The sequence below is a fragment of the Rathayibacter sp. AY1B5 genome (assembly GCF_002932795.1).
In the GTDB taxonomy this organism is placed as follows: Bacteria; Actinomycetota; Actinomycetes; order Actinomycetales; family Microbacteriaceae; genus Rathayibacter.
This window is the reverse complement of the sequence record NZ_PSWM01000016.1, coordinates 33379-45505: the sequence shown is the minus strand read 5'-3', so window position 1 is coordinate 45505 and position 12127 is coordinate 33379. Positions and strand designations below refer to the sequence as shown.

Below are 12127 nucleotides of genomic sequence, written 5' to 3'. Positions count from 1 at the left end.
TGGAAGGGACAGACGATGTCGAACATCGATCCCGCTTCACCTCCGTTCGGAGACGGCGCCGCGAACTCCGGCGCGACCGAGACCCCCATCGACAGCGGGGCGCACGTCGCCTCCACCGGCACCTCCTCCGGCTCCTCCACGGGTGGCGCAGCCGACTCCGCGAAGGAGAAGGCCAGTGCCGCCGCCGGTACCGCCAAGGACCAGGCCGGCGCCGTCGCAGGCGACGCCAAGCAGGCCGCCGGCGAGGTGCTCTCGACCGGCAAGGACGAGGCCGCCAACGTGGTCCAGGAGGCGAAGGTCCAGGTCCGCGACCTCTACGAGCAGGGTCGCACCCAGTTCACCGAGCAGGCCCACGCGCAGAAGGAGAACGCTGCCAAGGGCGCCCGCGCCTTCAGCGACGACCTGACCGCGCTGGCCAACGGCGAGGGCGGCAGCGACAACGCCGCGGCGAAGCTCGTCTCGCAGGCCGCCACCCGCGTGCAGGGTGTGGCGTCGTGGCTCGAGAACCGCGACCCCTCCGAGCTCCTCGACGACGTCCGCGCGTTCGCCCGCCGCCGTCCGGGCGCCTTCATCCTCATCGCCGCGGCGACGGGACTCGTCGGCGGGCGCCTCATCCGCGCCCTGACCGCTGAGGCGAAGGACGAGAAGGAGGCGACGAGCACCCGCACCGACGGGCCCGAGTTCGACGCCCCCGCCTCGACCACTGCGTACTCCGACGCCTCCGCGTACGACGCGCCCGTCGCGTCGACCTACGGCACCGTCGGCTCGAGCTCCCTCGAGCGCGACTACGCGCCGACCGAGCCCGTCGCCGACCCGCTCGACGGCGGCTTCCCGAACGGCGGCCGGCTGTGACCGACCCGACGGGCGTCCACCGCTCGACGGAGACGCCCGACCAGCGGGCCGGGTCGACGTCGCTGGGCGATCTGCTCGGCGAGGTCTCGCGCGACCTCTCCACCCTGATCCGTCAGGAGATGGCCCTCGCGAAGGCCGAGCTCAAGGAGTCCGCCGGCAAGGCGGGCAAGGGAGCGGGCCTCCTCGGCGGGGCGGGCTACGCCGCGCTGATGGCCGTGCTCTTCCTCTCGATCGCCCTCTGGTGGGGCCTGGGCACTCTGATCGGCAACGGCTGGTCCGGAGTGGTCGTGGCCGTCATCTGGGCGATCGTGGCCGCGATCCTCTACGCGGTGGGCCGCAAGAGCCTGAAGCAGGTCGACGGCGCTCCCGAGACGGTCGACTCCCTCAAGAAGATTCCCGACACCCTCAAGCCGAACGGGGCAGGACGATGACGTACGACGCAGGACAGAACAAGACACCCGAGGAGATCCGGGCGGACATCGAGCGCACGCGCCTCGAGCTCGGCGGCGACGTCGACGCGCTGGCCGAGAAGGTCAGCCCGTCCGCCATCGCGCAGCGTCAGACCGACAAGGTCAAGTCGGCCGTGGGCTCCGTCCGCGACCGCGTGATGGGCTCGGCGCACGACGCGTCCGACTCGCTCTCGAGCGGTGCGGGCTCGGCGAAGGCCAAGGCGGAGGGCAACCCGTTCGCCGTGGGGCTCATCGCCCTCGGCGCCGGACTCCTCGTCGCCTCGCTCATCCCCGCCTCCAGCAAGGAGAAGGAGGCGGCGAGCCGCGTCAAGGAGCAGGCCCAGCCGGTCGTCGACAAGGTGACCGACGCGGCCAAGGAGGCGGCGAGCGAGCTCCGCGAGCCCGCGCAGCAGGCCTTCGCCTCCGTCAAGGAGACCGCGGCCGACGCCGCGCAGAACGTCAAGGAGGCGGGCACCTCCGCCACCGACGACGTGAAGGACTCGGCCCGCGAGGCCAAGCACGCCGTCCAGGAGGACGTGCAGCACTGATCCGTCGGCGCTGACAGGGCGGTGGGCCTCCGGGCCCGCCGCCCTTCGTCGTGCCGCCGGGAATACGCCGCCGCCCGCGCTCCTTGCCCTCCGTATGCGATCGATCATCTACTCCCGCACCGGCGACTCCTCCGTCCTCTCCCTCGTCGACCGGGAGGAGCGGGCGCCGGGCGCCGGCGAGGTCCGCGTCCGCGTCCTGGCCTCGGGCGTGAATCCGACCGACTGGAAGGCGCGCGCCGACGGCGACCTCGCGTTCGACGAGGTCGTGCCGAACCAGGACGGCGCCGGAGTCGTCGACGCCGTCGGCGAGGGCGTCGAGGGCCTGACGGTCGGCGACCGGGTCTGGATGTACCTGTCCGCGCACCGCCGCCCCACCGGCACCGCGCAGGAGTCGGCGGTGCTCGCCGCCGAGCACGTCGTGCGCCTGCCCGAGGGCGTCGGCACCGACGTCGCCGCGAGCCTCGGCGTCCCCGCGATGACCGCCCACCGCGCCCTCACCGTGCACGAGCACGGCCCCTCCCGCCTCGCACCCGGCGCCCTCGCCGGCCGCACCGTCCTGGTCCAGGGCGGCGCCGGAGCCGTCGGGCACGCCGCCGTCCAGCTCGCGGTCTGGGCCGGCGCGACCGTCATCGCGACGGTGAGCAGCGACTCCAAGGAGCGGCTCGCCCGTGCGGCCGGCGCGCAGCACGTGCTGCAGTACCCGGACGCCGCGCTCGCCGACCGGATCCGCGAGCTCGCCCCCGAGGGCGTCGAGCACGTGGTCGAGGTGGCCCCGGCCCAGAACGCCGCGCTCGACGTCGAGGTGCTCGCCAACCACGGCAGCATCGGCTACTACGCGAACAACAACGGCGACGAGTTCACCGTGCCGATCGTCGCGAGCTTCGCGAAGAACGCCCGCTGGCAGGGCCTGCTGCTCTACACCGTGGGCGAGGAGGCGCTGCAGGCCGCGGCCGAGGACATCACCGCGGCGCTCGTCGACGGCGCCCTCCCGGTGGGCGAGGAGGCGGGACTCCCGCTGACCTGGTTCCCCCTCGAGGAGACCGCGGCCGCCCACGACGCGGTCGAGCAGGGCACGACGGGCAAGGTGCTCATCCGCGTCGCGGAGTGACCGGGCGGGCGCGCCTCGGCTGCGCGCCCGGCCGGATCAGCCCCGGAGCGGGGGCGAGCCCGGGACGGTCGAGCGGTCGGCCAGGCCGGCCACGAGCTCGGCGAGCGCCTCCTCCGCCGTGCGGGTCGGCGCCCAGCCGAGCTCCGCGCGGGCGCGCTCGGTCGACATGACCGGGATGTTGCCCGCGATGTCGAGCCAGCCCGCGTCCGTGCGCTGGAGGCGCAGGTGCCAGGTCGCGGTGACGACGGAGCGGAGCAGCCCGAACGGCACCGTGACCAGGCGGGCGCCGAAGGCGCGTGCCAGCCGCTCCGGAGTGAGGACCGGCTCGGCCGCGATGTTGAAGGCTCCGCCGGCGCGCCGGTCGAGCACGCGCCAGAAGGCGTCGGCCACGTCGTCGGCGTGCACGCCCTGGAAGACGATGCTCCTCGGAAGCGGCAGGACCGGGATCCGGACCGCCTTCAGCCACCGCGTCGGGTAGTGGGGGCCCGCGAACAGCCCGGCGATCTCGGTCGCCGCTCCGCGCTGGAAGACGAGCCCCGGGCGCAGGCGCGTGACGACGATCTCCGGGTGCTGCTCCTCGAAGACGTCGAGCTGCCGTTCGTTCGCGGCCTTGTGGCGGCTGTAGGTCGAGGTGTGCAGGCCGCCCGTGGGCCAGTCCTCGGTCACCCGGACCGACTTCGGCGCCGCGCTGTAGGCGCCCACGGACGAGGCGACGGCGACCTGGCCGACTCCCGCGGCGGCGACGGCCTCGAGCACGGCCGCAGTGCCTCCGACGTCGACCAGCCGCTGGAACGGCTCGTCGTGGCTGGGCTGCAGCGCCCAGGCCAGGTGCACGACGGCGTCGACGCCGGCGAAGGCCTCGCGGAGCCGCCGCGGTGCGACGCTCGACGCGAGGTCGATCTCGACCCAGCGCACCTCGCGGTACTCCTCCGAGCGGAGCCGAGGGGCCCGGCGGGCGATGCCCACGATCTCTTCCACCCCGGCCTCGCCGTGCAGGCGCCGCAGCAGCGCCGTCCCCAGGTTGCCGGTCGCTCCGACGATCGCGATCCGCATGGCGTCATCCCTCCGGGAGCGGCGCACGCCGGCCCCCTCCTCCGAGGCTAGGCAGGGGCGCCGCCGGGGAGGAGCCGCTTGACAGCGGGGACGACGGGACGCTCGACGGCGGCCGGCGGAGGGAACGCTCCTCCCCAGGCCGGATCCGGCCTAGACCACGGCGGGAGCGGGCGCATCCCCCCGCGCGCCCGGCCACCGGTCCCTAGCCTGGGACGATGCTGCCGACACCGCCCCGCCGCGTCCTCCCCGTGCGACACGAGGTCGAGGGCGTCACGCTGCGGACGGTCGACACCGGTCCGGCCGGAGCGGGCGCCGTGTTCGTCCTGATCCACGGGATCGGGATGTCGCACCACACCTTCTCGCCGCTCGCCGCCCGCCTGAAGCGGCACGGCCGGGTGATCGGCGTCGACCTCGCCGGCTTCGGCGCGAACGGGCGCCCGCGGCGGAGGGTCGGCCTCGAGGACCACGCGCGGCAGGTCGAGCAGGTCCTCCGCGGACTGGGCGTCTCGCGCGCGGTCGTCGTCGGGCACTCGATGGGGTCGCAGGTGGCGGTCGAGCTGGGGCTGCGCGCGCCCGGGCTTGTCGACGGCGCGGTGCTCATCGGGCCGGTGGTGGATCCGCAGCGGCCGGGAGCGGTCCGCCAGGGGCTCGCGCTGCTGCGCGACTGCCTCGGCGAGCCGGTGGGCGTCGACGCGATCCTGCTGGCCGACTACCTGCGCGGCGGCCTGCGCTGGTACCTGCGCCAGCTGCCCGAGATGCTGCGGCATCCGGTGCAGGAGCGAGTCGCCCGGCTGGAGGTGCCGGTCCTCGTCGCCCGCGGCCGCGACGATCCGATCGCCACCCGGGACTGGTGCGAGCGGCTCACGGCCCGCGCGCGCGAGGGGCGGCTCGTCGAGTTCGCCGGCTCGCGCCACGTCGTCCCCCGCACCGAGCCGGGAGCGCTCGCCCGCGAGATCCTCCGCTTCGCCGCCGCCCTCGGCGAGAGTCCCGTCGCCCCGCTCCCCCTGCGGTCGGAGCCGGCCGCATGAGCCGGCTCCGGCGCCTGGTGCGCGACGCCGTCTGGTGGATCCGCGACTACGCCTACGCCGTCGCCTGGCAGGTGCGGGGCGTCCTCTCGCGCCGCGCCCCGGACGACTACCTCGACGGCGACCGGCGGCCCGTCGTGGTCCTCCCGGGGATCTGGGAGACCTGGTCCTTCCTCCGCCCGATCATCGACCCTCTGCACGAGCGCGGGCACCCGCTGCACGTGCTGACGAGCCTCGGCCGGAACGGCCGCCCGGTCGCCCGGACCGCGGAGGACGTGGCCGCCTACCTCGCCGAGCACGGGCTCCGCGACGTGGTGATCGTCGCCCACAGCAAGGGCGGGCTGATCGGCAAGTACGTGATGACCGAGCTGGACCCGGACGGCCGGGTCGACCGGATGGTCGCCGTGGCGACCCCGTTCGGCGGCTCCCGCTACGCGCCCTACCTGGTCCTCCGGAGCCTGCGCGCCTTCTCGCCGAGGGACGCCACGACCCTGCTGCTGTCGAGCCGCTCCGGAGCGAACGCGCGGATCACCTCCGTGTTCGGCCTCTTCGATCCGCACATCCCCGAGGGCAGCATGCTCGAGGGCGCGGTCAACGTCCGGATCGAGACCGGCGGGCACTTCCGCATCCTGAGCGACCCCGAGACGCTCACCGCGGTCGTCACGGCGGTCTCGGCGGAGGAGCGCGCCGACGGAGGGGCGCCCTGACGCCCCCGTAGCAACCCGCGTCGCCGCGGCGGAACCCTCTGGCGGCTCCGGCCCGCGAGGCGGAGCGTGGAGCCATGCCCGACTCCTCCACCGGCCCGACCGAGCTCCTCCTCGTCCGCCACGGCGAGAGCCTCGCCAACATCGCGGCGAGCGCCGCCGAGGCCTCGGGGGCGCACGAGATCACCGTCGACCGCCGCGACCCCGACGTCGAGCTCTCCCCCTCCGGCGAGGAGCAGGCCCGCGCGCTCGGCCGGTGGCTGGCGGAGGAGGCGCGACCCGCCTCCGCCTGGACCTCGCCCTACCGCCGCGCCTCCGCGACCGCGCGTCTCGCCCTCGGCGAGGCCGGCATCGACCTGCGGCTGCGCCCCGACGAGCGCCTGCGCGACCGTGATCTCGGCGTGACCGACCGCCTCACGTCCGCCGGCGTGCGGGCCCGGATGCCCGAGGAGGCGGCTCGGCGCGAGTGGCTCGGCAAGTTCTACTACCGCCCGCCGGGCGGGGAGGCCTGGACGGATCTCGCGCTCCGCGTCCGCGCGTTCGTCGACCACCTCGCTGTCGCCGCGCCTCCCGGGCCGGCGATCCTCTTCTGCCACGACGCGGTCGTCCTCGTCCTCCGCTACGTCCTCGAGGGCCTCTCCGAGCGCGAACTGCTCGACATCGGCGCCTCGACGCCCGTCGCCAACGGCTCCGTCACCCGTCTCGTCCGCGACGGCGATGCGTGGCGTCTCGAGCTCTTCAACCGCACGTCCCACCTCGAGCGCTCCGGCGCCCCCGTCACCCGGCACGACGACCGCGCGGCCGGAGAAGGAGACCCCCGTGAGTGACCTCGTCTCCCGCGCCCTGCTCGAGCAGCGCTGGCCCCTCCCCGAGCCCGGAGGCTCGAAGCACTCCCGCGGCGACGTGGTCGTCGTCGGCGGCGCCCGCAAGACGCCCGGAGCCGCGATCCTCGCGGGGATCGCCGCGCTGCGGACCGGCGCGGGGCGCATCACGCTCTGCGTCGCCGAGTCGGTCGCGTCGGCCACCGCGGTCGCGCTGCCGGAGTGCGGAGTGGTCCCGCTCGCGGAGACGCGGACCGGCTCCGTCGCGGGCCGGGGGCTCGACGTCCTGGCCGGCGAGCTCACCTCCGCCGACGTCGCCCTGATCGGGCCCGGCCTGGACGACCCGCGCGCGACCGCCGCGACCCTGCGGGCCCTCGCTCCGCTCCTCGACGACGTGCCGGCCGTCCACCTCGACGCCTTCCCGCTCGGGGTCCTGCCCGGGCAGCGCCGTCTCGCGCGGAGGCTCGCGGGCCGGCTCCTGCTGACCCCGAACTCGGAGGAGGCGTCCCGGCTCCTCGGCGAGGAGGTCGACGACGTCGAGCGGGCCGCTCTCGCGGTCGCCGAGCGCTACGGCGCGGTGGTGAGCCTGTTCAACACGATCGCCTCGCCCGACGGCGACGCGGTGCGGATCGAGGGCGAGCACCCCGGGCTGGCCACCGCGGGCAGCGGCGACGTGCTCGCCGGAGCGACGGCGGGCCTGCGCGGGCGCGGCATCGACCCGATGGGCGCGGCCGCGTGGGGGGCTTTCCTGCACACGGAGGCGGACACGCGCCTCACCGCGCGGATCGGCCCGGCCGGCTATCTCGCGAGCGAGATCCCGGGCGAGTTCCCGCGCGTGCTGGCGGGCTGAGCGGGGCGGGTGCGCCTGCCACGGCAGCCGTTCGGAGCCGGGCCGGCGGCGCGAGCGCCCCGGACCGAGCCGGCGGCGCGAGCCCCGGCGGTCACCGGGACCGCGGCACGAGCCTCAGTGCGCGACGTCCGCGACCGAGAACGCCACTCCCGGCGTGATCAGGATCGAGGTCTCGCGAGGCTCGCCCTCGCCCTGGTTCACCGTGATCCAGCGCGACGCGGAGCCGTCCAGGGCGCGGTCGATGCTCTCGCGCACCTCCGCGGCACTCGTCTCGCTCAGGCTGAACGGCGCTCCGCCGTAGATGATCTCGACGCGCTTCACAGCATGCTCTCCTCGCTCTGACGGGCGGTCCCGTGGGGCTCCTCGCTGATCCGCAGCCCGTGCGCCGTGTGCGAGTCGGCGAGCAGCTGGCGGATCCAGTCCGGGTTGATGTTCGGTGCGCGGCCGCCGTGGTACTTGAAGCGCAACGGGATGGCGGGGTGCAGCCAGATCGAGGTGCGTCCGTCGCCGACCGCCTGGGAGTCCTTCCAGGAGAAGTAGAAGGACTCGTTGCGCGCGAGCTTCGAGCCGATCACGATCTGCAGGTGCGCCAGCAGACGGTCGTCGAAGTCGGCCTCGAGGGTCGAGTCGTAGATCAGTCGCCCCATCAGGCGGTTCTCCGTTCGGGAAGTCGCCCGTCCGCGAAGGGTCGGGCGCAGTCGTGGGTGTCGATACTACCGGCGCCCCGGATGCTCACCAGGAGTCGTCCTCGCCGTGGAAGTGCGGGATCTCGGTGTCGACGGCGGAGAGGGGCCCGGCGCCGCCGTCCTCCTCGGCCACGGGGTGCGAGACGCCCAGGCGGGCCGTCTCGCGGGTGAAGCGCTCGACGAGCTCCTCGTCGAGCAGCTCCTCGGCTCCGTCGTCCTCGGACTCCGAGAACAGCTGGCTCGCCGGTCCGATCAGCAGCGCCGCCCGTCCGGGCCGGCCGGACTCCTGGCGGATCGGGATGTCGACCGTGATCGACCCCTTGGTGAGCGCCAGCGCTTCCGCGTAGGCCAGCAGCGACCGCGCGATGGCGGTACCCGTCAGCACGGAGCTGCCGGCGTAGTGGATGCGTTCCATTCCTCCTTCCTACTCCTCGGGCGCCCGGTCGGTCAGCGGTTGCGCGGCCGAGGGAGAGAGCGCTAGCGCCGCGTCGATCCGACGGTCGAGCGCGTCGCGGACGGCCGGCCACTCGGCCGCGAGGATCGAGTGGACGGCCGTGTCGCGCCACGAGCCGTCGGCCCGCCGCTGGTCGTGGCGGAGCACCCCCTCGAACACGGCGCCGAGGCGGAGGATCGCGGCCCGCGAGCGCGCGTTCACCGCATCCGCCTGGAGCTTCACCCGCTCGTAGCCGCTGTCGAAGGCGAGCCCGAGCACCAGCCGCTTCGCCTCCGGGTTCACGACGGTGCCCCACGTCTCGGGCGCGTAGGCCGTCCAGCCGAGGTGGGCCGCCTCGCGCGTCTCGTCGAAGTCGGCCAGCGAGGTCGTGCCGACGACGCGCCCCTCCTGCAGCACGGCGAACGGCAGGCCCGTGCCCCACGGGTAGTAGCGGTCGACGAAGGCGCGGAACTCCTCCGGTCCGCCGGGGAGGCCGGCGGGTCCTCCTCCGTAGCCGCCGGCGAACACCTCCGGACGCCCGATCGCCCGCCGGAGCGGCTCGACGTGCTCGGCGGCGAGCGGCTCGAGGACGATCGAGCGGCCGACGAGTGTGACGGGACCGGGGCGGCGGGGACTGCTCATGCGATCAGTGTGGGGCACCGTGCCAGCATGGCTCCATGAGCACCGCCGCACTGTTCGAGTCCGCCGCCGCCGCCCTCGTCGGCCTGCTCGCTCAGGTGCGGGACGACCAGTGGGAGCAGCCGGGGCTCGGCGTCTGGGACGTCCGAGGCCTCGCGGGCCACGCCTCCCGGGCCGTGCTGACGGTCGAGGCGTACCTCCTCGCTCCGGAGCCGCCCCAGCCGACCATCGAGGACGCGCTCGACTACTACGCCGCGCTGGCCGGGAACGTCGCCGACCCCGTGGCGGTGGCGCAGCGGGGGGTCGAGGCGGGACTGCTGCTCGGCGACAGGCCGGCTCAGGCGCTGGCGGAGGCGGCGGGCCGCGCGGTCGAGCTGGTCGCCGCCCAGCGTCCCGGCCGCCTCGTCGCCGTGGGCGGCCACGCGATCGAGCTGGGCGAGTACCTCCGGACCCGGCTCCTCGAGCTGGTCGTGCACACGCTCGACCTCTCGCGCGCCACCGGGATCCGGCACGTGCTGCCCGCCGAGGCCGTCGAGGCGTGCTGCGCGCTGACCGGCGGGCTGGCTGCTCGAGCCGGACGCGGCGAGGAGCTCCTGCTCGCGCTCAGCGGGCGGGAGCCCCTCGCCGCGGGGTTCTCGGTGGTGTGAGGGCGCCGCCTTTCAGGCCGCGGGTTCTGCGTGGTGCCTGCCTCCGGGTCCTCCGCGGGACGGCGCCTGTCCTCACGCCGCGGGCTCTCCTCGATCCGGCGGCGCCGGCCCTCAGGCCACCGCGAGAGCGGCGACCGGCGACACCGTCGTGGCGCGGCGGGCGGGCAGCACGGCCGAGACGACCGTGATCACGACGCCCACCACGAGCACCGCCACCAGGATCGGCACCGGGACGGTCGGCGGGATCAGTCCGATGCCCGGCAGCGAGCCGAACACTGAGATCGCGCCGCACCAGCCGTAGACGACGCCGAGCACGATGCCGAGGACCGCGGCAGCGATGATCATCTGCGCCGCCTCGAGCACCACCATCGACCGCACCTGCGAGCCGGTGAAGCCGAGCGCGCGGAGCAGGCCCAGCTCCCGCCGGCGCTGCAGCACGCTGAGCGACAGCGTGTTGACCATGCCGACGGCGGCCAGGACGACCGAGAAGCCGAGCAGGACGCTCATCACCGCGGTGCTCACCTGGATGAACTGCTCGAACGCCGCGATCACCTCGGGGTTCGTCTCGCCCGATCGCTCCATGATCGAGCCGAAGGTGGCGGCGGCGACCGCGAACATCGTGACCAGCGACACTCCGATGACCAGGCCGATGACGGCGCGCGCACTGCGCGCCGGGTTGCGGACGGCGTTGGCGGACGCCAGACGCGCGACGGGGCCCCGGCCGAAAGCGCGGCCCACGAGGGCGGTGAGCGGAGGGAGCAGGACGGGCGCCCCGAGGATCACGCCGGTGAAGGACGCCATGCCTCCGACGAGCCCGAGCAGGACTCCGCCGGGGTTGGTGAGCCCGAGGACCACGCCGGCGGCGAGCAGCAGCGCGCCGACCACGACGAAGACGATCGCCGTGACATTGCGGGCGGTGCGGCCGCGCAGCTCCTCGTAGCGGGGCTCGGCGGACGATCCGGCGGCCTGCGACGGCGCCACCGCGAGCACGCGGCGCGATCCGGACCACGAGGCGATGACCGTCGAGGCGACCACGGCGATCAGCGGCAGCACGAGGCCGGGCGAGACGAGCGGGTAGTCGAAGCGCGGGAGGGTGCCGCTCCGGATGGCGAGCTCCGCGGCGAGCGCCACGAGAGCGACGCCGGCGACCACGCCGATCGCCGCTCCGAGGAGACCCTGCAGGAGGCCCGTGCGGACGATCCCGCCGCGCAGCGACCGGCCGGAGGCGCCGAGCAGGCGCAGCAGCGCGATCTCGCGGGTGCGCCCGGCGATGACGGTCGAGACGGCGTTGGCCGTGACGATCCCGCCCACGAACACCGCGATGCCGAAGAAGACGGCGCCGACCATCCCGAGCATGAGGGCGACCTGGCCGATGCCGTCGATCCCCGCTGCCGCGAAGGCCGCGACCATGTCGGCGATGACCTGCACCAGCACGGCGCCGAACGCCGCGGCGAGTGCGGCGACGGTGACGACGGCGCCCCCGCCCTGGGTCGAGCCCGTGCGCACGCCGCTCACGCCGCGCCCTCCATCGTGAGCATCGCGCGCGAGATCTCCTCGGCGCTCATCCCGCGGCGGTCGTCGACGACGGCCCCGTCGCGGAGGAAGACGATGCGGTCGGCGTAGGCCGCCGCGATCGGGTCGTGGGTGACCATCGCGATCGACTGGCCGTACTCGCGGGTGGAGGCCCGGAGCAGGCTGAGGACCTCGCGGCCGGTGCGGGAGTCGAGGTTGCCGGTCGGCTCGTCGGCGAAGATCAGCTGCGGCCGGGTGGCGAGGGCGCGGGCGATCGCCACGCGCTGCTGCTGCCCGCCCGAGAGCTCGTGGGGCCGGTGCGTGAGGCGCTCGCGGAGCCCGAGGGACTCGATCAGCCGGGCGATCCACTGCTCCTCGTCGCCGGTCACGGAGCGGCCGTCGAGCTCGAACGGGAGGCGGATGTTGCCGCGCACGTCGAGCGTGGGGACGAGGTTGAAGGCCTGGAAGACGAAGCCGACGCTGCGGCGGCGGAGCACCGTCAGCTCGGCGTCGCTCATCGAGGTGATCTCGGCGTCGCCCAGGAACACGCGGCCGGAGGAGGCGGTGTCGAGGCCGGCGAGGACGTGCATGAGCGTCGACTTGCCGGATCCGCTGGGGCCCATCACCGCGGTGAACTCGCCCCGTTCGATCGAGAGGGTGACGTCGTCGAGGGCGACGACGGGCGGCGTGCTGCCGTAGAGCTTGCGCACGCCCTCGACGCGCGCCACGACGGAGGAGGTCTGGTTCTGCATGTCCCCGACGCTACGGAGGCACCCGTGTCGCCGGCGTCGTCCGCAGTG

At 74.7% G+C, this 12127-nt stretch carries 16 protein-coding genes; 9 read left to right on the top strand and 7 right to left on the bottom strand.

Going from position 1 to position 12127, the window contains the following annotated elements:
• Nucleotides 1–15 precede the first annotated feature (15 nt).
• From C5D44_RS11105 to C5D44_RS11090, 4 genes are all read left to right on the top strand, one after another.
• Entirely contained in the window at nt 16–852 is an 837-nt protein-coding gene (locus C5D44_RS11105; protein WP_104281677.1) for a hypothetical protein, read from the top strand.
• Nucleotides 849–1283, top strand: coding sequence for a phage holin family protein (locus C5D44_RS11100; protein ID WP_104222767.1), 435 nt, complete (start codon nt 849–851; stop codon nt 1281–1283). Before C5D44_RS11105 ends, C5D44_RS11100 begins: the two co-directional genes overlap by 4 nt.
• Nucleotides 1280–1849 (top strand): DUF3618 domain-containing protein, encoded by a 570-nt coding sequence (locus C5D44_RS11095; protein WP_104255991.1) that lies wholly within the window; start codon nt 1280–1282, stop codon nt 1847–1849. The genes C5D44_RS11100 and C5D44_RS11095 overlap by 4 nt, the downstream gene beginning before the upstream one ends.
• A 94-nt stretch (nt 1850–1943) precedes the next feature.
• Nucleotides 1944–2957 carry an NADPH:quinone reductase gene (locus C5D44_RS11090; protein WP_104281676.1) on the top strand — a complete coding sequence of 338 codons (1014 nt, stop codon included), beginning with the start codon at nt 1944–1946 and terminating at the stop codon, nt 2955–2957.
• Nucleotides 2958–2993: 36 nt separating this feature from the next.
• Here C5D44_RS11090 and C5D44_RS11085 read toward each other — a convergent pair whose 3' ends face one another.
• Nucleotides 2994–4010: an NAD-dependent epimerase/dehydratase family protein gene (locus C5D44_RS11085; protein ID WP_104281675.1), complete on the bottom strand. Its 1017-nt coding sequence runs from the start codon at nt 4008–4010 to the stop codon at nt 2994–2996.
• 215 nt (nt 4011–4225) lie between these two features.
• On the opposite strand from C5D44_RS11085, the gene C5D44_RS11080 reads away from it, so the two are divergent.
• The 4 genes from C5D44_RS11080 (at nt 4226) to C5D44_RS11065 (ending at nt 7410) form a co-directional block, all read left to right on the top strand.
• A complete protein-coding gene (locus C5D44_RS11080; RefSeq protein ID WP_104277549.1) occupies nt 4226–5038 on the top strand; it encodes an alpha/beta fold hydrolase in 813 nt (270 codons plus the stop codon).
• Nucleotides 5035–5742 carry a triacylglycerol lipase gene (locus tag C5D44_RS11075; protein ID WP_104281674.1) on the top strand — a complete coding sequence of 236 codons (708 nt, stop codon included), beginning with the start codon at nt 5035–5037 and terminating at the stop codon, nt 5740–5742. The genes C5D44_RS11080 and C5D44_RS11075 overlap by 4 nt, the downstream gene beginning before the upstream one ends.
• 74 nt (nt 5743–5816) lie before the next feature.
• Complete coding sequence (locus tag C5D44_RS11070; protein ID WP_104281673.1) at nt 5817–6566, top strand: histidine phosphatase family protein; 750 nt, start codon at nt 5817–5819, stop codon at nt 6564–6566.
• On the top strand, nt 6559–7410 hold the full coding sequence (locus tag C5D44_RS11065) for an NAD(P)H-hydrate dehydratase (RefSeq protein ID WP_258067955.1): 852 nt from the start codon (nt 6559–6561) through the stop codon (nt 7408–7410). Before C5D44_RS11070 ends, C5D44_RS11065 begins: the two co-directional genes overlap by 8 nt.
• Before the next feature lie 114 nt (nt 7411–7524).
• Here the strand turns inward: C5D44_RS11065 and C5D44_RS11060 are convergent, their stop codons facing one another.
• The 4 genes from C5D44_RS11060 to C5D44_RS11045 all read right to left on the bottom strand — a co-directional run bounded on the left by C5D44_RS11060 (nt 7525) and on the right by C5D44_RS11045 (nt 9171).
• The gene (locus tag C5D44_RS11060) at nt 7525–7731 is read right to left on the bottom strand and encodes a hypothetical protein (protein WP_104222775.1); all 207 of its coding nucleotides are present in this window, start codon (nt 7729–7731) and stop codon (nt 7525–7527) included.
• On the bottom strand, nt 7728–8057 hold the full coding sequence (locus C5D44_RS11055) for an ATP-dependent DNA ligase (RefSeq protein WP_104222776.1): 330 nt from the start codon (nt 8055–8057) through the stop codon (nt 7728–7730). The genes C5D44_RS11060 and C5D44_RS11055 overlap by 4 nt, the downstream gene beginning before the upstream one ends.
• An 85-nt stretch (nt 8058–8142) precedes the next feature.
• Nucleotides 8143–8511 carry a hypothetical protein gene (locus tag C5D44_RS11050; protein WP_104222777.1) on the bottom strand — a complete coding sequence of 123 codons (369 nt, stop codon included), beginning with the start codon at nt 8509–8511 and terminating at the stop codon, nt 8143–8145.
• A 9-nt stretch (nt 8512–8520) separates the two neighbouring features.
• Nucleotides 8521–9171, bottom strand: coding sequence for a GNAT family N-acetyltransferase (locus C5D44_RS11045; RefSeq protein ID WP_104281671.1), 651 nt, complete (start codon nt 9169–9171; stop codon nt 8521–8523).
• Between the two features lie 35 nt (nt 9172–9206).
• Here C5D44_RS11045 and C5D44_RS11040 point away from each other — a divergent pair, with 35 nt between their 5' ends.
• Complete coding sequence (locus C5D44_RS11040; RefSeq protein WP_104281670.1) at nt 9207–9815, top strand: maleylpyruvate isomerase N-terminal domain-containing protein; 609 nt, start codon at nt 9207–9209, stop codon at nt 9813–9815.
• 111 nt (nt 9816–9926) lie between these two features.
• Here C5D44_RS11040 and C5D44_RS11035 read toward each other — a convergent pair whose 3' ends face one another.
• Both C5D44_RS11035 and C5D44_RS11030 read right to left on the bottom strand, forming a co-directional pair.
• Nucleotides 9927–11330, bottom strand: coding sequence for an FtsX-like permease family protein (locus C5D44_RS11035; protein ID WP_104281669.1), 1404 nt, complete (start codon nt 11328–11330; stop codon nt 9927–9929).
• Nucleotides 11327–12079: an ABC transporter ATP-binding protein gene (locus C5D44_RS11030; protein ID WP_104222781.1), complete on the bottom strand. Its 753-nt coding sequence runs from the start codon at nt 12077–12079 to the stop codon at nt 11327–11329. Before C5D44_RS11030 ends, C5D44_RS11035 begins: the two co-directional genes overlap by 4 nt.
• Nucleotides 12080–12127 lie beyond the last annotated feature (48 nt).